Source organism: Streptococcus porcinus (assembly GCF_901542335.1).
Classification (GTDB): Bacteria; Bacillota; Bacilli; order Lactobacillales; family Streptococcaceae; genus Streptococcus; species Streptococcus porcinus_A.
Window position 1 is genome coordinate 1,729,017 of the sequence record NZ_LR594036.1, and the last position, 23,307, is coordinate 1,752,323.

The following is a 23,307-nucleotide window of genomic DNA, read 5'->3' on the forward strand; positions in this document are numbered from 1 at the left end:
TATACCACTAATTGTCGTCTTGTGGCACTAAGTGGTGTCGAAAAGCGTAGACCACTGCTTGCGTTCGATCATCAACTTCAAGCTTAGATAAAATATTGGAAACATGAGTCTTAACTGTCTTCAAGGATATAAAGAGTTCATCTGCAATTGTTTGATTGTCATAACCCTTAGCCAACAGGTATAAGATATCATATTCACGAGCTGTTAATTCTTCATGTAAATCAGGATGTTGGTTATGAGCTTTAATTTTTTTATCTACTTCTGTCTCAATTGCCAGCTGACCTTTAGCTACTTTGCGAATAGCATTGAGTATTTCTGCAGCACTTGATGTCTTTAACATGTAGCCTTTTGCTCCTGCTTCAATGACAGGATAGATTTTTTCATTGTCCAGATAAGATGTGAGCACCAAAATTTTAGCTTCCGACCATTTCTGTAAAATTTCAAGCGTGGCTTCTACCCCATCTAATTCTGGCATGACAAGATCCATTACCACCACATCAGGTTGTATCTCAAGCGCTAGCTTAACTCCTTGCCGTCCATTTGAAGCTTCTGCAACAACAGTGATATCCTTTTGCATATTTAAAAAACTTTTTAATCCTAAACGCACCATTTCATGATCATCAACTAAGATTACCTTAATATTATCCATTTTTTCCCTCCGCCACTAATGGTAATCGAATATCCATTGAAACACCTTTACCGCGTTCACTGATTACATTAAGTGATCCCGCAAAATCGTCAATCCGATCTTCTATATTTTTTAAGCCATAACTTAGATTTCGAACTTCATCCATATCAAAACCCACGCCATTATCAACCATTTTCAGTTGTACTTCATTTTTACTTTGATTGAGATATAATTCAATTCGACTAGCTTTAGCGTGTTTTAGCGTATTACTTATAAATTCCTGTGCAATTCTAAAGAGATTATCCTCCATAGCTTTGGGTAATGATTTTATATTTTCTTTATAAATAATTTCTATATCACTCTTATCTGTCAGCTCTTTGAGAATCATCTGGATACCTTCAGTTAAGGTGCGATTGGCTAATTCTGTCGGACGTAAATGCAACAACAAGACCCTTAAATCCTTTTGAGCATTCTGCAACATCGCTTCTACTGTTTGTATTTGTGTATTTAGTTCTTCTTTTTCCAAGTCATCTATACTCATGGATATTCCCGAAAGAATCATAGAAGATGCAAATAGTTCTTGACTTACTGTATCATGTAAATCGCGCGCGATTCGTTTACGTTCACGATGTACAATATTTTGACTATCTAAGATATAGGCACTTTCTTTTTTCTGTAAGCTATTGGTCATATGAAACATTTTTTTAGAAAGCCGAATTAGGTTTATATTTATTTCTGAGGTTTCCTCTAGTTTAAGTGACTTGTTATCTATAATGCGCCGTAAATTCTGATTAATACTTCTCTTGCTAATATCATCTAAAGTAATCCAAAGAAGTAATAATAGTAGTGTGACTGACACAATGAGTAACAAGACGGAGAAAAAAAGTTTTTCTGCTCGCCAAATATTTAAACGTAAGTAGTTTAAACCCAAGTCCAAGTTATCCATAACTACAAAAACAATGGTTAAGATAGTAATAGTTGAATAGAGCCAAATTAGTAGATAGTAACGTTTTTTCATCGTCTGTTCACCTCAACATTTCCTGCAATGGTGTTGACAATAATTTTAACTTTTTTAAGACTATCTGCACTTTTATCGCAGCCCAACTTAATGGATTCATTACGCAAATCATATTCATGTGTCTTTAAAAAAGAAATAGTTGCATAAATGGAAGATACTTCTAGTGTCACTGCAACATCTATTGGAACTAAAATTTTTGTATTACCAAAGACTTTTCGAATCATAACCATATTATCTTGACCAGTTACAATAACGTTAGTTAAATCAATTGTGTCATTACCACTAACACGTATAATGTTGACATCATCAAAGGCATAAAAGTCACTCTCGTAAGTCGCCGAACCAATCCATTGATGTTTGGTTTGTTTGACATCAATGCCCTCTTCACTAAAACGGATTAAGGCATATCGGTTTTTCTTTTTGACTTGTGAAAAATGGTTAATAAAAACATAAATAATCCCAAATAAAACCGCAAGAATAATGTAGGGATTTAACATAAAAATCAAGAAAAGTAATAATAGGCTCACTGTTAACAGAAAATTATTTCGACTATCTTGATTATAAAATCGTAATGCTAATAAAATAATAACTAAGATAAAAATAAAGCTAGTTACATTATTTGCCAAAATGGTCATAATTCCCATGGCTAAAAGCATACACTCAACTAATAAAAAGAATTGAAATTTTTTCATTGAACTCCTTCCACTTCTTTGTCATTTTATCAAAAAAACAGAAGAATTTCATTTTTTGTCGTATACTTAAACAAAAAGCACCAAACAATATAGTATCTGGTGCTTTTTTCTATCTATTGACCTGTATTCGAACTAGTTGTAGATGTACTGGTGCTAGTTGAGGTGCTGGTTGAGCTGGATCCAGAACTCGACTCAGAGGATGAATTGGTGCTGGAAGAACCTGAACTAGTAGTGCTAGATTCAGAGCTAGCCTCTGTACTTGATGAACTTGAGCTACTTGATTGTGGAACATGCTGGCTATCACTATTAATATAAAGACTGATTTCTCCTGTATCTGTCAGCGAAACCTGTCCACCAAGTAGGGGATTTTGATAAGCAATTAGTGTATCAGCGCTTGGTTCAACCGGTGTCGTAGTCCCATCAGGGTTCATCTGATAAACCTTAACACGATTTAAATCAATCCCTTTCTCTTCCAGTAAGAGTTTAGCATTCTTATAAGTCATTCCAATGAGTTGTGGCATCCCAATTATTTCTGTAGTTGCAACTGTTAAAGTAAACTTCGTTTTTCCGTTGGGGTTAAAATATCCCTTATTTGGTGATTGGTTTAAAACAATGTCTTGCTTACTATAATCATCTTTGATAACACGTTTAATCTTTATTTGTTTACGTTTTAAACCGTAAGTAGTCATTAAGTCTTCCATAGCCTTTTGATAATCATCACCTACATAATCCTTAACTTTAAAGCCACTACTTCCTTTAGAGACTATAATGTCTACCTTAGAACCCTCACGTTTTGTTGTTCCTGCAATCGGATTCGTTTCAATAACATTTCCTTCTGCAACTTCATCGCTTGGTACTTGTTCAATATTCCCAACTTTAAAACCCAGCGTTTGTAAATCTGCTTTTGCAGCCTGTAAATCTCTACCACTTAAGTTAGGAACCTTAACATTAGCAGGTTTTGTTAAAATTAAGAAGGTAAAGATGGCTACACCAACCACAAATAGAGCAAATAAAATTTTGAAAAGAGTTCCTAAGAAACGTCCTCGCTTTTTCTCTTTTTTAGGCTTTTTAAGCTGTTCTGAAGCCTGCGCTGCTTTAGCGGGAGCGGTAGTTACCTTAGGACTTGATTTAGGACTGGTATTAAGCGTAGGAGTCACTTTCGGCAAAGGTTTTGTATTCTCACCGTCATCAAAAATCAACTTCTTTTCACGACTACGGTTATAGCTCAAGGTTGTCATTAAATCTCTGCTCATTTCAAAAGTCGTTGCATAACGGTCACTTAACTTTTTAGCAGTTGCTTTAATAACAACATTTTCTAAAGCTTGGGGCACACTAGGATTCTCATCTACAATTGAAGGAAGCGGTTTTTGAAAATGTTGCAGAGCAATCGTTACCGCACTATCTCCATCATAGGGAATATGACCAGTTAACATTTCATATAGCATGATTCCCATTGCATAGATATCACTTTGAATGGTTGCTTTTGAGCCACGTGCCTGTTCAGGTGATAAATAATGAACACTCCCTAACATGGAATTAGTCTGTGTTAAGCTGGTTTCCGCAAAAGCAACAGCAATACCAAAGTCTGTGACTTTGACAACACCTTCTTTAGTTAAAAGAATGTTCTGTGGTTTTAAATCTCTATGAACGATACCTTTTTGATGGGCTAAAGTCATTGCCGACAAGACTTCTTCCATAATCCGAACCACTTGATTGTTAGTCAAAGGTGCGTTATCTTGAATGAACTTCTTAAGGTCAGCGCCATCAACATATTCCATTACTAAAAATTGCTGCCCGTCTTCTTCGCCTATATCTCTAATAGCTACGATATTAGAATGATTCAGCTCAGCCATTGCTCTTGCTTCCCTTTGGAAACGTGCAACAGCAACTTGATCCGTTTGATAATTCGTCCGCAATACCTTTATTGCTACATCTTCATTATCTAAGATTAAGTCATTAGCTAAATAAACATCTGCCATGCCTCCACGGCCAATAGATTTTAATATGCGATATCGACCAGCAAATAATTTGCCAATCTGTATCATTCCTCATCCTCACTTTCGTTGTGAACCAAGGCGATTGTGATATTGTCTAAACCTCCACGAAGGTTTGCTAAGGCGACAAGTTCTTGATTTTTTGCTTCGAGACTGATATCTTTAGAAATTATCTCTACAATTTCAGCATTGCTAACCATATTCGTTAGACCATCTGAATTGATAACGAGATAGTCACCCTTCTCTAACACTTTAACTCCTAGATCTGTCTCAACTGGTGAAGCTTGACCAATAGATTGGGTAATAATGTTCTTCTGAGGATGTCCAGTTGCTTCTTCTTCAGTAATTTGACCGGCTTTAACCAATTCATTGACTAATGAATGATCGCTGGTTAATAAGTGATATTCCCCATTTGTCACCAAACCAATCCGCGAATCTCCAACATGAGCAAAGATAGCAGTATTCTCTACAAGAACAACTGCTTCTACAGTCGTCCCCATACCTTTGTAATCTTCATTTTGTCCCATGTCATAGATGCGCTTGTTTTCAGATTCAATAGTTGTTAACAACCAATCCCTAATCTGACTTAGTTCCGTCAACTCAGTTTGAACCCACTCTTTTCCAAGATCTGTTACAGTCATTTCACTTGCAATATTTCCAGCTCTATGACCACCCATACCATCAGCTAAAACAACAAGGGTAATACCCTTTTTATTATCAAATTTATTGATGAAATCTTGATTATTTGAGCGTTTTTGCCCAATATCTGTTATTAATGAAATCTTCATATATGTCTCTTCTGACTAAGTCAGTCTCCTCCTAAATACTACAAGATTCTGCGGACTTGGCTGATAAAGAAACCGTCCGTTTGATACTGCTCAGGAGTGACAAGGATACACCCATCTTTCACAATATCAGCTTGCGTATGCTTCAGTTTTACTTGTTCAAAATTAGAATGACTTTCAAGAAATTTTTCAATAACTTGAAAATTTTCCTCATCAAAAATAGTGCAAGTGCTATAGGTTATTATACCACCTTTTCGTACCGTTTGACAAACACTAGACAGTATCTCCAACTGCAGACTCTGTAAAGCTGTCAAATCCTGACTATCTTTATTATACTTTATATCCGGTTTACGTCTGATTAAGCCAATACCCGAGCAAGGAGCATCCACTAGGATCTTATCAAATGAATCCCTTTCAAATACTTCGTGAACCTTACAAGCATCTAGGACTCTCGTTTCAATTTTGTCCGCAACTCCTAAACGCTCCGCATTTTCTCTCACCAAGAGAAGCTTGTGCTCATGAATATCTAAGGCCGTAATTTTACCAGTTGTTAAATAAGAGGCCATGTGACAAGTTTTTCCACCAGGCGCACTGCAAGCATCAAGAATATTCTCATTGCCTTTAATTGCTAGAGTTGGTGCTACTAATTGACTAGTTTCATCTTGAATAGTAATTGCTCCTTCTTGAAAGTAAGCATTACTAGCAAAATGGCCAGTTGCTTTAGTTAAAGCTGTTGGCGCTAAGGGTGATGGCTGAGCTTCTAGGTTATCTCTAATTTCATCAAAGCGTTGTGGATTAATCACACGGATACTGGCTTTGCTATGAAGCGAGAGACTTTCCATAATAGCAATTGCCCTATCGTCACCAAATTGTTCAAATAACTTTTTCACTAACCATGTCGGTACAGAGTAGGCAATTGAATAGCGCTTGTTTTTACGTTTAATACTATCTAATGAAGGAAGACTCCCTGTAGATACCTGTCGTAAAATAGCGTTAATGTATTTTTCTGCTCCTCGTTTGTTTCCTCGATTCTTAGCAATATCTACAGCGTCATTGACAATTGCATGACTGGGTACTTTTTCTAAATAAAGTATTTGATAAAGACTAAGCAAGAGTAAATAGTATACCCACTTATCTAATTTTTCTCGATCTACTACATAATGTGATAAGTACCATTCAAGCGTGATTTTTTTGGCGATAGTACCATACACAATTTCTGTGATTAAACCTTTATCCTTATCTCGAATAGATTGATTAGAGAGCTGATTATTGAGCGCTATGTTTGAATAAGCACCATTATCAAAAATATCTTCAATTGCTAGCAGAGCTTTTCCTCGTGCCTTTGTTTTCCAATTATTAGCCAAAGTAATCACCCACTTTTAAGTCTCTACCAACACCATTTAAAAAGTCGGCAATTGCCATTTTAGGTTTACCTGCTGGTTGCACTATGTGCAAGGAAAGGGCTCCATCTCCAGTAGCAATAACCAATTTTTTTTTGGTTTTTTCAATAATTTGACCTGGATGTCCCTGTCCTTCTACAACTGATACATCATAAATTTTAAAACGCTGACCCTTAAGTATGGTGTGTGCCACAGGCCACGGATTCATACCACGTACTTGATTAAAGATTTGCCGAGCTGGTTGGCTAAAATCAAGTTTTTCCTGCTCAGCAGTGATATTTGGTGAGAATGTTGCTTGACTGTGGTCCTGCGGAATAGGTTTTAGATTCCCTGAAAGATATTGTGGTAAAGTTTTCAAAAGAAGATCCCGACCAATAACAGCTAGTTTTTCAAAAAGTGTTCCAACATTATCAGTATCTAAAATTGGAGTGCTCGCCTTTGCAACCATATCTCCTGCATCCATCTCTTTAACCATCTCCATAATAGTTACACCTGCTTCTTTTTCACCATTCATAATAGCATAGTGAATCGGTGCACCTCCACGGTATTTGGGTAAGAGGGATGCATGAACATTCAAAGCAAAATCAACTGCATTTAAGAGCTTATTAGGTAAAAATTGTCCAAATGCCGCAGTAATGATCCCATCTGCACACAAAGCTATCATTTCTTCTAGCTCTTGTGAACCAGATAATTTTTCGGGCTGAATAAGCGGTAAGTCATATTTTAAAGCAAGCTCTTTAACAGGTGTCATTCTGATTTCTTTTTTACGTCCTACCGCACGGTCAGGTTGAGTTACAACAGCTAATATCTCACAAGAACCTTCTGAAATAATACCCTCCAATACAGTTGCTGAAAATTGGGGAGTCCCCATAAATATTATTTTTGTCATTCTTTTCCTCACTTTATCTTTCCCATCATTATATCATAATTGACAAGACACTTCTCAATACTGGTCTACATAAAGTTTTGCGGTTCATGATCAATAACGACTTTTAATTCGCGCTGTTCTTTGTCTTGTGTCCAGTCTAAAATATGGTTTAAAGTGTCTTCTAATTTTTCTTCGAAGCGATATTTGAGGATAATCTGATAGTGAAAGAGATTGTGCGTTCTAGCAATAGGCTTAGGTGTCGGCCCTAAAATTTTTACATTAGACGTCAACCCTTCTCTTAACATCGTCATAACTTGATAAGCTTTCTTAATCACCTCTTGTTCATCTTGATGCGACATGACAAGACCAACTGTAAAATAATAAGGTGGGTAGGCCATTTTTTGTCTCATTTTCATCTCATAAGCATAAAAGCCCTCGTAATCTTGTAATTTAGCTAATTGAATAGCATAGTGCCTAGGGTTATAAGTTTGAATGAGAACTTCCCCTGCCTTTTCAGCACGACCAGCACGACCAGATACTTGTGTCAACAATTGAAATGTTCTTTCTGAGGAGCGAAAATCCGGTAAATTAAGAGAAGTATCTGCGTTTAGCACACCAACTAGGGTCACATTTGGAAAATCAAGACCCTTAGCAATCATCTGAGTTCCCAATAAGATATCCGCTTCTTGCCGACCAAAAGCTGAAAGGAGTTTTTCGTGACTTCCTTTTTTACGAGTAGTATCAACATCCATTCTTAATATTCGTGCTTCTGGTAAGACTTGTAATAACTCATCGTAAGCTTTTTGTGTCCCCGTTCCGTAGTAACGAATACTTGAACTCTGACAATTTGGACAAGTCTTAGGAATTGCTTTTTGAAAACCACAATAGTGGCAGTTCATAGACTTGGTATCCATGTGTAAAGTCAGGGAAATATCGCAATTTGGACAAGTATCTACATAACCACAGTCACGGCACATGATAAAACTGGAATAGCCACGACGATTTAACATGAGGACAACCTGTTCTTTTTTCGTCAAACGATCTTTAATTTTATCAATCAAATAGGGAGTGAAATTACTTACTTCTTGCTTGCCAATATAATCTCGGAAATCAACAATTTCCACTTGAGGGATTTGTGCATGGGGATTTGCCCTTTGAGTCAGTTCTATGAAGTGATAGACACCCTTGCTCGCACGAGCTCGGCTCTCAATACTAGGTGTGGCAGAGCCCAATACTAACACAGCGTGATGCTTTTGTGCGCGTAACAAAGCAACATCGCGAGCGTGATAGCGCGGGTTAGACTCCTGTTTATAAGAAGATTCATGTTCTTCATCAATAATAATAGCACCGATATTTTCTAGGGGAGCAAAAATAGCAGACCTTGCTCCTACGACAACTTTAGCCTGTCCATTTTTAATTTTTTGCCACTCGTCAAACTTTTCACCATCAGATAAACCCGAATGCATTATAGCTACTAACTTGCCGAAACGTGAAATGAAGCGACTTGTCATTTGAGGAGTTAACGAGATTTCTGGAACCAAGACAATTGCTGTTTTTCCTAATTTTAAAACATAATCAATCAGATGTAAGTAAACTTCTGTCTTACCAGACCCAGTTATCCCTTCTAATAAAAAAGGTTTATTATCCTGACCAATAGCTGCGCCCATTTCTGTCACTGCGTGTGCCTGCTGACTATTAAGCTTTAGAAATTGGCTACTATCTACTGCTTCAAAATAAGCATCACTTCGATTGATTTGAACCTCATAGACTTTGAGCAATTGATGCTCAACAAAATAGGTGACAATATCCCGAGAAAAAGAGTTTTGTAAGGCTGCAAGCTTACCATTTTCTGGATGCTCTATTAAAAAATTTTGTAGAGCTTGACGCTTTTTAGCTCTGTTAGAAATAACATGCCTTTGCAAAGCTTCTAAATCAGTCTGATACCACTTTTCCTTCTTGATCTTCTTACGGTCCTGAGCTAAGTAGGTCAGTTTTATTTTCCCTAATTTTATCAGAGATAAACTCATTTTTTCCTGTTCCTGACTAAGTTGCGAAGCCAGCACCTTAGTCTTTCCAGCAAAAATAAAAGCTTTTTCTTTTTCTGAAATCTTCTCTGTTGGGACTAGTTCCTTATCATAATGGGAATTTAAGAGATTAGGAATCATGGCCTTTAAGAGGCTAACCTTGTATGAAAAGACTGTCTCGCGCATAGCGTCAGCTAAAGCCAGCTGTTCTGAGTTCAAGACTGGCTCAGCATCTAGTAAGGAAACAATACTTTTTAAATCCGTTTTTTCTTCTTTTGTAAATCCAACAACAAACCCTTGCACCAATCGACTCCCTCGGCCGAAGGGAACATGAACCCTTGATCCAAGAGCTACTAACCCTTGTAATTCCTCTGGAATTCTATACGTAAATGGCTTATCTGTTTGCATTAAAGGAATATCAACAATAATTTGAGCCAATTTTTGCATTCTAGCGCCTTTCCGTTATCCTAATGCTATATAAAATATGAAAAAATCTAAGATTTTTAACCTTAGATTCTTTCACCTTCTTCTTCTTTTTCTTTTGCGATTTGTTCTTTAATTTTACGTTCTTCTTCTTCTCTAGCAAGACGATCAGCTTCAATTTTAGCTCTTACAGCTGCCCGTTTCGCAGACGGATCTGGATGGATAACAACATTTCCAGATTCAATTTCTTCTAATGCTTGTAAAGTTGATTTGACTGATTTAAAAGATTGAGTAGCCTTTGCACCTGCTTCTAATTCATGTGCTCTTTTAGCTTGCAAAATAACAAGGGAATATTTTGAAGGCACTTTGTCTAGTAAAGTATCAATGGAAGGTTTTAACATCATGTTTATAATCTCTTTTCTATAATCTTAACGGATAACTTTTGTTTCAGCTATCATTTTATCATACCGGCCAATAACTCGCTCCACGCGAAAATGTTCAGTTTCAATAATTCGCTTCACACGTTCAGCTGCAAGTGGAACATAATCATTAACAACAGCATAATCATACTCACGCATTAATGAGATTTCTTCCTTTGCTTTCTCAATTCTCTGTGCAATGACTTCTTGACTATCTGTTCCTCGACCGACCAAACGATCTTGTAACTCAGCCAAATCAGGTGGCGTCAAGAAAATAAAAACACCATCTGGCACTTTTGATTTTACTTGTAAAGCTCCTTGAACTTCGATTTCAAGGAAAACATCAATTCCTTTATCCAATGTTTCATTAACATAAGTTAAGGGAGTACCATAGTAGTTACCAACATACTCAGCATATTCTAGCATTTGGCCATTTTTTATGAGTTCTTCAAATTCTTCACGTGTACGGAAGAAATAATCAACGCCATCAACTTCACCTGGTCTTTGTGGACGAGTTGTCATTGAAACCGAATATTCAAACTTATGATCCGGTGTCGAGAAAATCTCCTGTCTAACCGTCCCCTTACCTACTCCAGATGGTCCTGAAAAGACGATCAACAAACCACGTTCAGACATTCTATTCTCCTTAAATATTGCTTTTTAATAGTTTATCAAAATAGCCTTCTTTTTTCAAGGCAATAATCATTAATATATCCTTATAAAAAGCAAAAAAGAGGAAAATCCTCTTTTTACTATTTAGCATAATCAATAGCTCGCATCTCGCGAATAACTGTAACCTTAATATTACCTGGGTAATCTAGGTTATTTTCAATCTTCTCACGAACTTTATGAGATAAAATAACCACTTCATCGTCTGAAACTTTTTCCGGTTGAACCATTATGCGAATTTCACGCCCAGCTTGCAAGGCAAAACTATTTTGAACACCTTCAAAGCTAGTAGCAATTTCTTCTAAATCTCGTAGGCGTTTGATGTAGTTTTCCATTGACTCGTTACGAGCTCCTGGACGTGCCGAACTCAGTGCATCTGCGGCGGCAACAATGACTGCAATGACAGATTCCGGCTCAACATCACCATGATGACTAGCAATAGTATTGACAACAACTGGATGCTCTTTGTATTTCCGAGCAAATTCCATTCCAATCTCAACATGGCTACCTTCCACTTCACGGTCAATAGCTTTGCCCATATCGTGTAAGAATCCTGCTCTACGCGCCAAGGCAACATTTTCACCAAGTTCACCAGCCAAAATACCCGCTAGTTTACCAACCTCTATTGAATGACGTAAAACATTTTGCCCATAAGAGGTCCTAAATTGTAAACGTCCCATAATTTTAATTAAATCTGGGTGAAGGTTTGGAGCCCCAATTTCATAAGCAGCTGCTTCACCGTACTCACGAATACGATTATCCATTTCAAGGCGATTTTTTTCAACCAGCTCTTCAATGCGAGCTGGTTGAATACGGCCATCAGAAATCAATGATTCCAGGGTCATCCTAGCAATTTCTCGACGGATTGGATCAAAACCAGAAAGGACCACAACTTCCGGAGTATCATCAATAATGACATCAATACCAGTTAAGCTTTCAAGCGTTCGAATATTTCGACCCTCACGACCAATGATACGCCCCTTCATATTATCATCAGGTAAATGAACGCTTGTAATTGTTTGTTCTGTTACGTATTCACCTGCCATACGCTGCATGGCTTGGGCTAATAAATCTTTTGCTGTCTTATCTGTTTTATCTTTAATTTCACGCTCTGCTTCACGAATCCTAGTTGCAATTTCATGAGACAAATTATTCTCTGTCTCCATCAAGATAACTTCACGTGCTTCAGCAATTGTCATAGCTCCAACACGTTGTAATTCAGCTTTTTTCTCTTCTTCTAATTTTTCAACTTCTGCTTGGCGCTCATCAATATGTTTAGATTTATCGGTCAGACTTTGTTCTTTACTATCAAGAACCTTTTCTTTACTTGATAAATTATCATCTTTTCGGTCAAGAGAAAAGGCACGCTCAGTAAGTCGTGTTTCTAACTGTTTTAACTCTTGTCTTTCAGATTTAAATTCTTGTTCAATTTCTTCACGATATTTTCTTGCCTCTTCTTTTGCTTCTAAAAGTAATTCTTTACGATTAGCCTTACTTTCACGCTCCGCTGATTTTCGAATATGATCGGCCTCGGCTTCAGCCTTACCTCTAATATTTACAGCATCTTGCTCAGCATTCAAAAGAGTCAAATCCGCATTTTCTTTCGCTGCTTTTAATTTCAATGAAATTAATGCGTAACCTATTATCAAACCAATGAGGGCACAAACAATTAATAAAACAATATTAATCATCTTTATACCTCAAATTTTATTAGTTTTCATTTATAGAAAGCCATAATTAATTTTATCATAAAAAGTACTTTTATACAATTTAAATAAGTCTGAAAACTTTATAAAGATAAAAGATTTTGTGGTATTATAGTAATAAAAATACAGAGGAGAATTTTATGGAAAAAGAAGTAATTGTTGAGAGTTTTGAACTAGATCACACTATTGTAAAAGCCCCTTACGTTCGTTTAATTTCCGAAGAATCAGGGCCTAAAGGAGATATTATTACCAACTTTGACGTTCGTCTCGTACAACCAAATCATAATTCAATTGAAACAGCTGGTCTCCATACCATTGAACATTTACTAGCTAAACTGATTCGCCAACGGATAGATGGCATGATTGATTGTTCACCATTTGGCTGTCGTACTGGATTTCACTTAATTATGTGGGGACAACCAACCGCCAACGACGTTGCTTTAGTGATTAAATCATCTTTAGAAGAAATCGCTCAAGGGATTACTTGGGAGGATGTCCCTGGTACCACAATTGAATCATGTGGCAATTACAAAGACCATAGTTTATTCGCTGCTAAAGAGTGGGCAAAATTAATTTTAGCTCAAGGAATTTCTGACGATGCATTTGAGCGTCACCTTGTTTAATATTATAAAAACTAGAAGTTTCTATGAGAGAAGCTTCTAGTTTTTCGTGGCATAGTAATTGCTAATGCCACTGCCTTAGTCACCATTCCCAGTAACCATCTGGTATTTCTTTTCAAATTGCTTGGCGAATTGCGTTAATCCAGTTGATAAGATAGTCATTCTGGTAACTATGATGACCATCAAGATCAGCACTTGCTACCGAACTACTTGAACCAGATTTCAGACTATTTTTAAGTTTTGGTTTAAGCAACCACTAGAAAATGGACATCATTATCAAGGGTATCTTTACCTCGCCAAGCCTGACCCCCTTCCTTGGAAACTTACCATATAGCAACCAATTGTTTTTTTAAAGTTTCCATCATACTATCTCTATGCCGTAATGATTCATTTGTCCTACAGTATCTATCAAATTACTTTTTAATTCTTCAATTTGACTCTCTGTTTGCGACTAACTAATAACAGTATACTTTAAACGATAAATTTCAAGTTTGTCTTTATAGTTGCAACTTAATGTCATACAAAAAGCACTCCAACCATTAGATTTTTGTCTAACTTTTGAAGTGCCATTCATAATGTAAATTTTTCCACCTAGGTTAAAAGGATGTTAATAATCTAGAGCATCCGCATGACCACTAGCATTACCAACAAAATAACCTGTCTTACAATTAATGGAGAACAAGTATGTTCCATCCGATTTGAACATATTGTAGTAGCCGTTGCCATTAATAATGTTGACTGGTTCTATATAGTAATTATTACCAGAAAAATAACCACGCGCTTGAGAAGTAGCAATTATTTTTTCTAACACACCTGGATTAAAAGCCCAAGAAGGATTATTACTATCTGCTATCGCTGCATTATTATAAGGAACACGCGAACGATCCCTCTGAAGTCCAGGAATATTAGCTAGAGAGCCACTAGGATAGGTAATCGCCGGCCCTTGTGCGGACAGATTCGGTGCAGAGCCACCGACTGCATTAGCACCTGCTGGGACCCTATTTTCAGCTCCAGCTGCTTGTCCTGAGTTATTACCCACGGAGGCTTCAGCTTCTTTAGCTGCTTTTTCTTTTTCAGCTGTGGCTTTATCTTCAACTTGCTTACGACCATCAGCAATTGCTGACTGTAATAATTTATCTAAAGAGGCATTGCCTGTTTTTAAAATATCGCCTTTGATGTCATCAAAATTAGCAGCTGTTTTAATGGTGGCAGAGACTTTTGCGCCATCTTTAATAGCTTCTGTTGAAAACTTGGCATTAACCGCTTGGATAGCATCTATTTGTTTTTTCAGTAAATCAAATTTACCTTTTGCCTCTTCATAATAAGCAGTATCTTTTAGTTTTTCTAACTTCTTAGCTAAGTCATCAATTTTTGAAAATTGACTATTTTTAAGCTTGGTCATTTCGGCATCCATATAGAAAGCTTTCAACTCATTGTTAAAGACCTTGTTATCGGATTTTGCTTTTTGGGCAATTGTTTCTTTAGCACTGGATTGCTGACTGGTCGAATTGCCTGAAGTTTGAGATGATTTTTGGTCTTTAAATATATTGAAACCTAATACCAAACTCGCTATTACAAGAAGCAGAGCTAACAAAATTCCTATCAGTTTCTTTTTAGAAGATTTTTGCCGGCTGGCTTCATCGTTGAAATATTCAGGAGTATCAAGCTCACTTGGTACAACAATATTTTCAGTTGGCCCAGGAACAATCGAAGGAGCTGACTCAAAAGGACTAACCTTAGCCTCTTTTTCCGTAACTCCAGATTTCTCTTTAGTAACTTCTTTTTGGGACTTTTCATTTGGTTCATCTAGGTCAATTAAACCTGATTGTGCTAATTCCTCTCTTTGCTTTTTAATGAAGTTATCTAAAGTTTCAGTATCTAAATCATCCATTTCTGATATTTTTGTATCAAACTTTTGAGATGCAACTTCTTCACGATGTTGTTTTATATATTTATCTAAAATACTGTCTTCGTCGGTGACACCAGCTTTTATTTCAGAATCTTTACGCACTGCTTCGCCGACAGTCATATTTTTTGCGTGGTCAATATCTAAGGTCTGACCATCTTTTTCAATATCCTTAGTATACTTTTCGTCTGCCAATTTTCTTACCTCACGATTTGACTTCTTTTCACACGTTTCCCAAAAAATTGATAAAGTTCAACTTTCATGGTACCGTTATAAAGTTTTCTTTTTTTATCTGCTTGATGGCCATATTTCTTTTCAAAACCCTCATCGCTTGTCAAAATAAATTTGCTCCAAGTTTTCAGAGGTTGGAAGGTTTGACCCATTTCATTATACAAAATGTCTACAGCTTTGTCATCAAGCAACCGTTCACCATAAAGAGGGTTGGAAATAATAACTCCATTAATTTTATCTGTTCTAAAATCTTGTAATCGCATTTGTTTAAAAACGATAACATCAGCTAAACCGGCTTCTTCCGCATTCTTTTTAGCAATTTCAATCATGCGACCATCAATATCAAAACCAGAGATATCTAATTTAGCATCATAGTTAGCAGCAGCTTCTGCTTGATTACGTACTTCTTCTACAACAGCTTGATTTACCCAATTCCACTCTTCAAAGGCAAAGGAACGATTAAAACCTGGAGCAATATTCATACCAATCAAAGCAGCTTCAATACAAAAAGTTCCAGACCCGCAAGTTGGATCAACCAGTGGCTTATCAGGATACCAGTTGCTGAGCTGTAATATCGCCGCAGCCATATTTTCTTTAATTGGTGCTCCGCCTTTACCTACACGGTATCCTCGCTTGAAAAGGCTCGTTCCACTTGTATCAATCATTATAGTCGCTATATCTTTTAAAATGGATACTTCTATTTTGAACTCAGAACCAATTTCTTGGAGTGGTACTCCCTCAGGACGATGATAGTGCTTTTGCAACTTCTTGACAATTGCTTTTTTAGTAATCGCTTGCACACTTGGCTCGTTATGCAATTTCGACTTTACACATTTGGCTTTTGCAATTGGAAACTTTGCCCCTAATGGTAAATAATTTTCCCAATCTAGAGCATTAACCCCCTGAAATAATTCTTCAAATGTTCTTGCAGGGAATTGTCCCACTATAATTTTGATTCGATCAGCCGCTCGCAACCAAAGATTGGTTTTTGCAATTGCTTCTATATCTCCTTCAAAATAAACTTTGCCATTATCAATCTGACAATCAAATCCTAAAGATTTGACCTCTTTTCCCACAACAGACTCAAAACCAGCTGCCACTGTCGCCACTAACTTAAAATGTTCTTTCATATCAATCTTTCTCTTTAATTAAATAAAAGCTAGCGAGTGCTAGCTTAACCTATTATGCAATTTTCTATAAGCCATGTTTTGTTCCAGAAATAACTAGGTATTACTTCTTTCGATAATCATCTGTCTACTGTAAACAGTCAGGATAGAAGGTTCGTTTCCCGTCTATCCCATGCCCCGACCAAAGTTTGGGTTGCTAGCTTGAGGGGTTTACCGCGTTCCATTTTCTACGTTTCCCTAGAAACTGCGTCACTGTGGCACTTTCAGAAATACTCAGGCATATCATCTGACTTAGCCCTTTTTTTCGCCGTAATGTCAAAGACATTCCTAGGCTTATTTTTTCGCCTAGCACAAACACTACTGGCATCACAGCCAGTGCTAGCATGGACTTTCCTCATAACCTAAAAAAGCTACGCGATTATCCAAAAATTGCACATCTATCATTTATTCACTGATTTGTTTGCCGAAAACTTCTTTTTCTAAACGACTAATTCTCTTTAGAATATCAAAATTAGTAGCTGTTTGGGTTACACGCGTTGGTTGTCCCATTGCATGACGCTCCTCTGCGAAAGCGGCCCCTCTATGAGCACTTTCTTTTTTTAGTCGTTCTATTTCAGATTTTAACTTTTCAATTTCAGCTATGTAAGTCTCGTAATCTTTAATCACATTATCTAAAAATTCGTCAACTTCTTTTTTGTCAAAACCGCGCATACTAGTTTTGAATTCTTGTTCAAAAATATCCTTTGGACTATAAATAATACTTGTCATTCTCTTATCTCCGACCGGTAGTTCTATATTGATACCTCTTTTCCGATATCATAATTTATGATACAGAAAAAAAAGATAAAAAGCAAGCATTAAAAACAGGTGGAATATTAAGTTGTCTCTACTCTTCTTCTATTACTTCATTTAAACGATCAAATGTTAAAAAAACCAAACCATAATGTGATTTTTCTTCTAATTGTGTTACAAAATACTTAAGATTTGTTTCATTCTCACTATCATAAAAAAGATAAGCTCCATCAGTATTATCTATTAGAAACTGATTGTATTGCTTGAATTGTGCTGGGGATTGATAGTTTGGAAAGCAATATTTGACAAAATCGACCTCTTTAAAAAGCTTGAGCTTCTCTTGATTTTGTTCGTTCCAATGAGAACCATGTGTTTCAAAATCAAACAAGGTAGCTATTTTTATTGGATAGTTTTTCTTCATATCTTTTAAAACATCTAAAGCCCAAACTTCAAAGCCTAGACTTCCTGTCAGAATAAACCAGTCTGCCCCATCATCAACAAGACGAATGAGATCTTTTTTTAGGGCTTTTTTAATAATTCCAATTCGCTCATCTTTATCCCTGAATATTCCCAGTTCAAAACTCTTGTAACCAGTTACGAGAATCGCAGTCATATTGTGTTTTCCTTTCAAAAAATATGTTATAATAAAAATGCTTAAATTTTTCATTAAGTGATTACCTTAGGAGAACAATGGTTAATTATCCTCATCAACTTAAAGGAAAACGAAGAGACCCTGTCCGATTAAAAACGCATAAATCAAAGGTTGACTTCGCTAATCGTGGAATGTCATTTGAAGCTGCTATTAACGCCACCAATGACTTCTACCTTTCGCGCCATATTGCAGTCATCCATAAAAAACCGACACCTATTCAAATCGTAAAAGTCGACTACCCTCAAAGAAGTCGAGCTAAAATTGTTGAAGCTTATTTTCGTCAAGCCTCGACAACAGATTATTGTGGGGTTTATAAAGGTTACTACCTTGATTTCGAAGCCAAAGAAACACGCCAAAAAACTGCCATGCCTATGAAAAACTTTCATTCGCACCAGATTGAGCACATGGCTTCCGTTTTAGAACAAAAGGGTATTTGTTTTGTCCTTTTACACTTTAGTACTTTGAAAGAGACCTATTTTCTACCAGCGAGGGCGTTGATTGATTTTTATCAAATTGATAAAGGTAGTAAATCAATGCCACTTGATTATATCAGAAAAAATGGTTACGAGATAATAATAGGAGCTTTTCCACAAGTACCTTATTTAGATATTATAGAACAAAATTTTTTAGGCGGTGATTAGTATCAAAAATCCACAAATTCAAAAAATTCTCAAGTATGCTCTAGCAGCTATTCTTAGTCTTATAATTTTTATAATCGTCATTGGCGGGCTACTTTTTGCTTTTTACATTTCCACTGCCCCAAAGCTTTCTGAAACAGCCCTAAAATCTACCAACTCTAGTCTTGTTTATGATGGTCATAATAAGCTCATCGCCGATTTAGGTTCTGAGAAAAGGGAAAATGTGACTGCAGATAGCATTCCTCTTAACTTAGTAAATGCTATTACGTCGATTGAGGACAAACGATTCTTTAATCACCGTGGTGTTGACTTATACCGTATTATTGGAGCTGCCTTCCATAATTTAACAAGCGCTAGCACACAAGGGGGATCAACACTTGATCAACAATTGATTAAACTAGCCTACTTCTCAACAGATGAGAAAGATCAGAACCTAAAGCGTAAGGCTCAGGAAGTATGGTTGGCCTTACAGATGGAACGCAAATACACTAAGCAGGAAATCTTAACTTTCTATATTAATAAGGTCTATATGGGTAACGGAAACTATGGTATGCTAACTGCTGCCAAAGCTTACTATGAAAAAGATTTGAAAGACTTGTCATTTGCACAGTTAGCCCTATTAGCTGGAATCCCACAAGCTCCTACCCAATATGACCCATACCTCAACCCCGATGCAGCAACCCATCGTCGTAACATTGTACTCCAACAAATGCTTTCTGAGAAGAACCTGTCTAAAGCTGAATATGACAAGGCTGTTGCTACACCTGTCACAGATGGTTTGAAACCATTGAAAAAAACTTCAAGTTATCCTAAATATATGGATAACTACCTTAAAGAAGTCATTAGCCAAGTTAAATCAGAAACTAAAAAGGATATCTTTACCTCTGGATTAAAAGTTTATACTAATCTCCTACCAGATGCTCAAAAACGGCTTTACGATATCTACAACTCACCTGATTATGTCAATTATCCTGATGATAAATTTCAAGTCGCATCAACTATTGTTGATGTAACTAATGGTCATGTTGTAGCGCAATTAGGAGGCCGTAATCAAAATGAAAATGTTTCATTTGGGACAAACCAAGCAGTCCTAACTGATCGTGACTGGGGGTCAACCATGAAGCCCATCTCAGCATATGCCCCTGCTATTGAGAGTGGTGCTTACAATTCAACTGCTCAATCAACCAACGACTCAGTCTATTATTGGCCTGGTACAAATACCCAACTTTATGACTGGGATCGTAGATATAATGGTTGGATGACGATTCAAACTGCCATTATGCAATCTCGAAATGTTCCTGCCGTCAGAGCTCTAGAAGCAGCTGGTTTGACTTATGCCAAAAATTTCCTGACTAATCTTGGCATTGAGTATCCAGAAATGAATTACTCAAATGCCATTTCAAGTAATAACAGCAGTTCTGATAGTCGATACGGAGCAAGTAGTGAAAAAATGGCGGCTGCCTATGCTGCTTTTGCTAATGGGGGTGAATATTATAAACCGCAATATGTTAATAAAATTGTATTTAGTGATGGCACCTCAAAAGTTATCGAGAATAAAGGTAAGAGGGCTATGAAGGAAACCACCGCTTATATGATGACTGATATGTTGAAAACAGTCTTAACTTACGGTACAGGTACTGATGCTCAAATTCCTGGCGTTATTCAAGCTGGAAAAACTGGGACTTCTAATTACACCGACGAAGAATTAGCAAAAATCTCTGCTGAATCTGGTCTATATCCTGAATACGTGGGAACAATGGCGCCTGACGAAAACTTTGTCGGCTTTACCAACAAATATGCTATGGCTGTTTGGACAGGTTATCGTAGTCGTTTAACGCCAATATATGGCGATGCTTTATCAATAGCGTCACGTGTCTATCGTAGTATGATGTCCTATCTAACAGATGGTTACAGTGAGGATTGGGTCATGCCAAGTGGTTTATATCGCAGTGGTGGTATGCTTTATCTTTCTGGTGGAACTTATACCAGTGGGAATACCACTAGTTCCGTTTATAATAATATTTATAGTGGCTCTAGTTCATCAAGTAGTAGTACAAGTGACACTAACAATAGCTCCAACCAAGCTAGCGATAATAAAAGTTCAACAACCAGTGATGAAACCTCTAACTCTTCTTCTACTTCTGCTTCCACTGAGGCAGGAAACGGTAATGGCAATCGCAATGGGAACGGTAATAATCATTCTCCCAATAATTAATTATTATTAGTAAGAGTCAACTATTTTAAACCGTTTTAAACCAACAGATCAGCTTCCATTATGAAGTTGGTCTTTTTTAGGCCCTTTATTTGATTACTAAAAAAGCAAACAAATTATTTTTCATCTAGAAGTTATTACTGCAAATGCTTGTAAGTACAAAACCATTGTAATATAATGAATTTGTAATTTTGGTAATTCTTAATTATCTAATCCAATGCATTTCATAGAGTTATTGAGTAGAAGGAGGCTTTCTATGAAACAGAAAAAATTACTATCAGTTATCATGCTATTTTTAGGGCTTATGGTCTTAGGGGCATGTCAGTCCAATACAAGTAGCAAAGAAAAGGTTGCCTATTTTGAAACGAAGCAAAACGGAACAATCATGGACTTAACTTACTATTACCAGGGTGATAAAGTTACTCGACAATTGACAAAAACTAAGGCAAGTTATGCAGCTATTGGAGCTGATTCTAAAGAAACTGCAAAGAAAGTTTTAGAACCTATTTCAAAACAATACCAAGGTGTCAAAGGTTTAAAAGAAGCAATTGATTACAAAGATGACCACATTATTGAAACTGTCACAGTGGACTATAGTAAAGCAAGTATCAAGGAATTGTCAAAAATTAAAGGCATGATGTTAACTAAAGAAGACGGCAAGCTTCCTAAATATATAAGCTATACGAAATCAGCTAAAATGTTAGAAGAGCAAGGTTTTAAAAAGGTTGACAAATTAAGTATTACAGACTAAGAGTTCCTAATCATAAATTTGCTAACCAACCACAATTTAACATGAGAGAAGAGCAGTAAGCTCTTCTCTTTTATTATCCTGATATAATTCTAACAACTATGTCTCTGAAAACTCTCCCACTTACCATTAAAACTTCAGAGGTAAGTTGGGTAAGTAAAAAAGCAATAGTAAGATATACTATTGCTCTTTAGTTTCTCTAAAAGAATTTTAAGTCATATCAATTTATTAAGGCTGATAAATACATTTAGGTCTATCTTCCTTCTAAATAGTTCTTAAGGCTATAGCCTTCTTAATTTGCAAGAGCTCCCATTGGGTCCCAAGGTGCTAATATTTCTGGCTCGGCCTGATAGGCCTTCAACTCCTCTTCACTTAGTAGACTTTTCCTGACCACAATTTGATAGGTGTATTGATCCATCCAAGCATCAGAAGCTACAAAATAGCCCTTATTCCCTACATCTTCACCCCAAGAATTCTCTACCTTCCATTTAAGAGGTGTACCATTAGCATCTAAGTCAACACCAGTCAAAACCATAGCATGAGTCATAAGACTTTCACTATAATCCAAACGCCCCGCTTTATTTTGACTCAATTTGAGATCCATACTCGCTTCAAAATCATAGGTATTTGTAGCTAGAATACCTTTTTTACGGTCAGACAGCTGGCCAACATCTGAACCAAACCAGACAGTTTCACCTGCCTGCATTTGCTTGATAGCCAATTCTTTCAAGCGTTTTATGTCTACATTAAGATAACGAACATCGCGGCTACCAACTACATTTCCAAGCATCTCCACTGTATAAGATTTGCCAAAAGGTTTATCAGCTGTAGGAGCATTAATAATAGAAATATAATCAGACAAATTTAAGCCGATATATTTTTGATAAAATTCCAAAGGTGTAATATCATTCTCCGAATGATAACCATTTTCTTTGTCACGATAGGCAAAGTCGAAAGTTTTTGGGGGTAATCCTAAGTTCATAGCTAGAAAATTAAATATCTCCTGCAACAATACTTCTTTCTTAGTTTGAATTGCCTGAGCATCTAAGCCCGAATTGATGCATTCACGCAAAATTTGGGCATCCTGACGCAATAATTTATTGAGAATCTCATTCAACTCCTTGCTATTGCTAGACGAAACGGATTCTGGATAAACAGTTTTTGGTACCACACCATATTTTTCAAAAAGAGCAACAACCATGTCCCACTGTCCACCATCTTGTTGAGGAACATCTAAAAGAAATTTAACCTTTCGACTAGATAATTCTTGATCTGCTGTTGCAATCACTTGTTCCATAAACCAGTTTGCTTTTTCGTATTTATCCCAGAAAAAGGTGTGAGCTTGTGATAACTCAAAATTTTCTAACTTAAAATTACTTATTAATTGGTGGCGAAAAGTGTTTAAAGCAGCAAACATCCAGCAACGACCAGAAGCTTTTTGATTTGAAACACTATCTTTAGTTAAGTCAATCGAAAAAACAAAATCATTGTCAACTTCACTTTGTCGAGTCTTAAGCGATTTTAAGAGCCCATTGTTGGTAACGGCATGTTCAATTGCTCTATACTTAGGATTATTGAGATAGTTTTTATAAACTTCTTCTGTAAATGAATCAGAAATTCTTGACATAATATCCTCCATTTTTTATTATCTTCTATTATAGACTTATTTTTATTTTCTTCAACAAAAAAGTTAGGCTGACCTAACTTTTTTGTTTTTATTATCTTACTAAACTGTGTCCAAGTCTAAAAATAGAG

Annotated in this window: 20 protein-coding genes and 1 other RNA gene; 4 read left to right on the forward strand and 17 right to left on the reverse strand. The window is 36.5% G+C overall.

Features of this window, described 5'->3' with window-relative positions; genetic code table 11:
- Nucleotides 1-7: 7 nt before the first annotated feature.
- The 11 genes from FGK96_RS08350 to FGK96_RS08400 all read right to left on the reverse strand — a co-directional run bounded on the left by FGK96_RS08350 (nt 8) and on the right by FGK96_RS08400 (nt 12,611).
- A complete protein-coding gene (locus FGK96_RS08350) occupies nt 8-649 on the reverse strand; it encodes a response regulator transcription factor (RefSeq protein WP_007892962.1) in 642 nt (213 codons plus the stop codon).
- Nucleotides 642-1,646 carry a sensor histidine kinase gene (locus FGK96_RS08355; RefSeq protein WP_138083013.1) on the reverse strand — a complete coding sequence of 335 codons (1,005 nt, stop codon included), beginning with the start codon at nt 1,644-1,646 and terminating at the stop codon, nt 642-644. Before FGK96_RS08355 ends, FGK96_RS08350 begins: the two co-directional genes overlap by 8 nt.
- Nucleotides 1,643-2,338: a cell wall-active antibiotics response protein LiaF gene (gene liaF / locus FGK96_RS08360; protein WP_138083015.1), complete on the reverse strand. Its 696-nt coding sequence runs from the start codon at nt 2,336-2,338 to the stop codon at nt 1,643-1,645. Before liaF ends, FGK96_RS08355 begins: the two co-directional genes overlap by 4 nt.
- Before the next feature lie 113 nt (nt 2,339-2,451).
- Complete coding sequence (pknB, locus tag FGK96_RS08365; RefSeq protein WP_138083017.1) at nt 2,452-4,383, reverse strand: Stk1 family PASTA domain-containing Ser/Thr kinase; 1,932 nt, start codon at nt 4,381-4,383, stop codon at nt 2,452-2,454.
- Nucleotides 4,380-5,120, reverse strand: a complete 741-nt coding sequence (locus FGK96_RS08370) for a Stp1/IreP family PP2C-type Ser/Thr phosphatase (protein WP_138083019.1) — start codon at nt 5,118-5,120, stop codon at nt 4,380-4,382. The genes pknB and FGK96_RS08370 overlap by 4 nt, the downstream gene beginning before the upstream one ends.
- Nucleotides 5,121-5,158: 38 nt before the next feature.
- Entirely contained in the window at nt 5,159-6,481 is a 1,323-nt protein-coding gene (gene rsmB, locus FGK96_RS08375; RefSeq protein ID WP_138083021.1) for a 16S rRNA (cytosine(967)-C(5))-methyltransferase RsmB, read from the reverse strand.
- The gene (gene fmt, locus FGK96_RS08380; protein ID WP_138083023.1) at nt 6,474-7,406 is read right to left on the reverse strand and encodes a methionyl-tRNA formyltransferase; all 933 of its coding nucleotides are present in this window, start codon (nt 7,404-7,406) and stop codon (nt 6,474-6,476) included. Before fmt ends, rsmB begins: the two co-directional genes overlap by 8 nt.
- Before the next feature lie 65 nt (nt 7,407-7,471).
- Nucleotides 7,472-9,856, reverse strand: coding sequence for a primosomal protein N' (locus FGK96_RS08385; protein WP_138083025.1), 2,385 nt, complete (start codon nt 9,854-9,856; stop codon nt 7,472-7,474).
- A gap of 62 nt (nt 9,857-9,918) precedes the next feature.
- Nucleotides 9,919-10,236 (reverse strand): DNA-directed RNA polymerase subunit omega, encoded by a 318-nt coding sequence (gene rpoZ, locus FGK96_RS08390; RefSeq protein ID WP_003085678.1) that lies wholly within the window; start codon nt 10,234-10,236, stop codon nt 9,919-9,921.
- Between the two features lie 24 nt (nt 10,237-10,260).
- Nucleotides 10,261-10,887 carry a guanylate kinase gene (gene gmk, locus FGK96_RS08395; RefSeq protein WP_003083873.1) on the reverse strand — a complete coding sequence of 209 codons (627 nt, stop codon included), beginning with the start codon at nt 10,885-10,887 and terminating at the stop codon, nt 10,261-10,263.
- A 116-nt stretch (nt 10,888-11,003) separates the two neighbouring features.
- Nucleotides 11,004-12,611 (reverse strand): ribonuclease Y, encoded by a 1,608-nt coding sequence (locus FGK96_RS08400; protein WP_138083027.1) that lies wholly within the window; start codon nt 12,609-12,611, stop codon nt 11,004-11,006.
- 155 nt (nt 12,612-12,766) lie between these two features.
- Between FGK96_RS08400 and FGK96_RS08405 the strand changes: the two genes are divergently transcribed.
- On the forward strand, nt 12,767-13,249 hold the full coding sequence (locus FGK96_RS08405; protein WP_138083029.1) for an S-ribosylhomocysteine lyase: 483 nt from the start codon (nt 12,767-12,769) through the stop codon (nt 13,247-13,249).
- 604 nt (nt 13,250-13,853) lie between these two features.
- On the opposite strand, the gene FGK96_RS08410 is transcribed toward FGK96_RS08405, so the two are convergent.
- The 5 genes from FGK96_RS08410 to FGK96_RS08430 form a co-directional block, all read right to left on the reverse strand.
- The gene (locus FGK96_RS08410) at nt 13,854-15,347 is read right to left on the reverse strand and encodes a cell division site-positioning protein MapZ family protein (RefSeq protein ID WP_138083031.1); all 1,494 of its coding nucleotides are present in this window, start codon (nt 15,345-15,347) and stop codon (nt 13,854-13,856) included.
- A gap of 5 nt (nt 15,348-15,352) precedes the next feature.
- Nucleotides 15,353-16,513 (reverse strand): THUMP domain-containing class I SAM-dependent RNA methyltransferase, encoded by a 1,161-nt coding sequence (locus FGK96_RS08415; RefSeq protein WP_138083033.1) that lies wholly within the window; start codon nt 16,511-16,513, stop codon nt 15,353-15,355.
- 62 nt (nt 16,514-16,575) lie between these two features.
- Nucleotides 16,576-16,940: RNase P RNA component class B (gene rnpB / locus FGK96_RS08420), an RNA gene on the reverse strand.
- Between the two features lie 14 nt (nt 16,941-16,954).
- Nucleotides 16,955-17,278 carry a cell division regulator GpsB gene (gpsB, locus tag FGK96_RS08425; protein ID WP_138083035.1) on the reverse strand — a complete coding sequence of 108 codons (324 nt, stop codon included), beginning with the start codon at nt 17,276-17,278 and terminating at the stop codon, nt 16,955-16,957.
- Between the two features lie 118 nt (nt 17,279-17,396).
- Nucleotides 17,397-17,915, reverse strand: coding sequence for a DUF1273 domain-containing protein (locus tag FGK96_RS08430; protein WP_138083037.1), 519 nt, complete (start codon nt 17,913-17,915; stop codon nt 17,397-17,399).
- 77 nt (nt 17,916-17,992) lie between these two features.
- On the opposite strand from FGK96_RS08430, the gene recU reads away from it, so the two are divergent.
- The 3 genes from recU to FGK96_RS08445 all read left to right on the forward strand — a co-directional run bounded on the left by recU (nt 17,993) and on the right by FGK96_RS08445 (nt 21,555).
- Complete coding sequence (gene recU / locus FGK96_RS08435; RefSeq protein WP_138083039.1) at nt 17,993-18,595, forward strand: Holliday junction resolvase RecU; 603 nt, start codon at nt 17,993-17,995, stop codon at nt 18,593-18,595.
- Complete coding sequence (pbp1a, locus tag FGK96_RS08440; protein WP_138083041.1) at nt 18,588-20,807, forward strand: penicillin-binding protein PBP1A; 2,220 nt, start codon at nt 18,588-18,590, stop codon at nt 20,805-20,807. Before recU ends, pbp1a begins: the two co-directional genes overlap by 8 nt.
- Nucleotides 20,808-21,060: 253 nt before the next feature.
- On the forward strand, nt 21,061-21,555 hold the full coding sequence (locus tag FGK96_RS08445; protein ID WP_138083043.1) for a YehR family lipoprotein: 495 nt from the start codon (nt 21,061-21,063) through the stop codon (nt 21,553-21,555).
- 289 nt (nt 21,556-21,844) lie between these two features.
- On the opposite strand, the gene pepC is transcribed toward FGK96_RS08445, so the two are convergent.
- On the reverse strand, nt 21,845-23,179 hold the full coding sequence (pepC, locus tag FGK96_RS08450) for an aminopeptidase C (RefSeq protein WP_138083045.1): 1,335 nt from the start codon (nt 23,177-23,179) through the stop codon (nt 21,845-21,847).
- Between the last annotated feature and the right edge of the window lie 128 nt (nt 23,180-23,307).

What these genes read in the sequence shown, in the direction of transcription:
- FGK96_RS08355 (WP_138083013.1), bottom strand. Translation starts at nt 1,646, where the DNA reads ATGAAAAAACGTTACTATCTACTAATTTGGCTCTATTCAACTATTACT.
- recU (WP_138083039.1), top strand. Translation starts at nt 17,993, where the DNA reads ATGGTTAATTATCCTCATCAACTTAAAGGAAAACGAAGAGACCCTGTC.
- pepC (WP_138083045.1), bottom strand. Translation starts at nt 23,179, where the DNA reads ATGTCAAGAATTTCTGATTCATTTACAGAAGAAGTTTATAAAAACTAT.
- liaF (WP_138083015.1), bottom strand. Translation starts at nt 2,338, where the DNA reads ATGAAAAAATTTCAATTCTTTTTATTAGTTGAGTGTATGCTTTTAGCC.
- FGK96_RS08445 (WP_138083043.1), top strand. Translation starts at nt 21,061, where the DNA reads ATGAAACAGAAAAAATTACTATCAGTTATCATGCTATTTTTAGGGCTT.
- FGK96_RS08405 (WP_138083029.1), top strand. Translation starts at nt 12,767, where the DNA reads ATGGAAAAAGAAGTAATTGTTGAGAGTTTTGAACTAGATCACACTATT.
- rpoZ (WP_003085678.1), bottom strand. Translation starts at nt 10,236, where the DNA reads ATGATGTTAAAACCTTCCATTGATACTTTACTAGACAAAGTGCCTTCA.
- FGK96_RS08400 (WP_138083027.1), bottom strand. Translation starts at nt 12,611, where the DNA reads ATGATTAATATTGTTTTATTAATTGTTTGTGCCCTCATTGGTTTGATA.
- FGK96_RS08370 (WP_138083019.1), bottom strand. Translation starts at nt 5,120, where the DNA reads ATGAAGATTTCATTAATAACAGATATTGGGCAAAAACGCTCAAATAAT.
- gpsB (WP_138083035.1), bottom strand. Translation starts at nt 17,278, where the DNA reads ATGACAAGTATTATTTATAGTCCAAAGGATATTTTTGAACAAGAATTC.
- gmk (WP_003083873.1), bottom strand. Translation starts at nt 10,887, where the DNA reads ATGTCTGAACGTGGTTTGTTGATCGTCTTTTCAGGACCATCTGGAGTA.
- FGK96_RS08350 (WP_007892962.1), bottom strand. Translation starts at nt 649, where the DNA reads ATGGATAATATTAAGGTAATCTTAGTTGATGATCATGAAATGGTGCGT.
- pknB (WP_138083017.1), bottom strand. Translation starts at nt 4,383, where the DNA reads ATGATACAGATTGGCAAATTATTTGCTGGTCGATATCGCATATTAAAA.
- FGK96_RS08385 (WP_138083025.1), bottom strand. Translation starts at nt 9,856, where the DNA reads ATGCAAAAATTGGCTCAAATTATTGTTGATATTCCTTTAATGCAAACA.
- FGK96_RS08415 (WP_138083033.1), bottom strand. Translation starts at nt 16,513, where the DNA reads ATGAAAGAACATTTTAAGTTAGTGGCGACAGTGGCAGCTGGTTTTGAG.
- fmt (WP_138083023.1), bottom strand. Translation starts at nt 7,406, where the DNA reads ATGACAAAAATAATATTTATGGGGACTCCCCAATTTTCAGCAACTGTA.
- FGK96_RS08430 (WP_138083037.1), bottom strand. Translation starts at nt 17,915, where the DNA reads ATGACTGCGATTCTCGTAACTGGTTACAAGAGTTTTGAACTGGGAATA.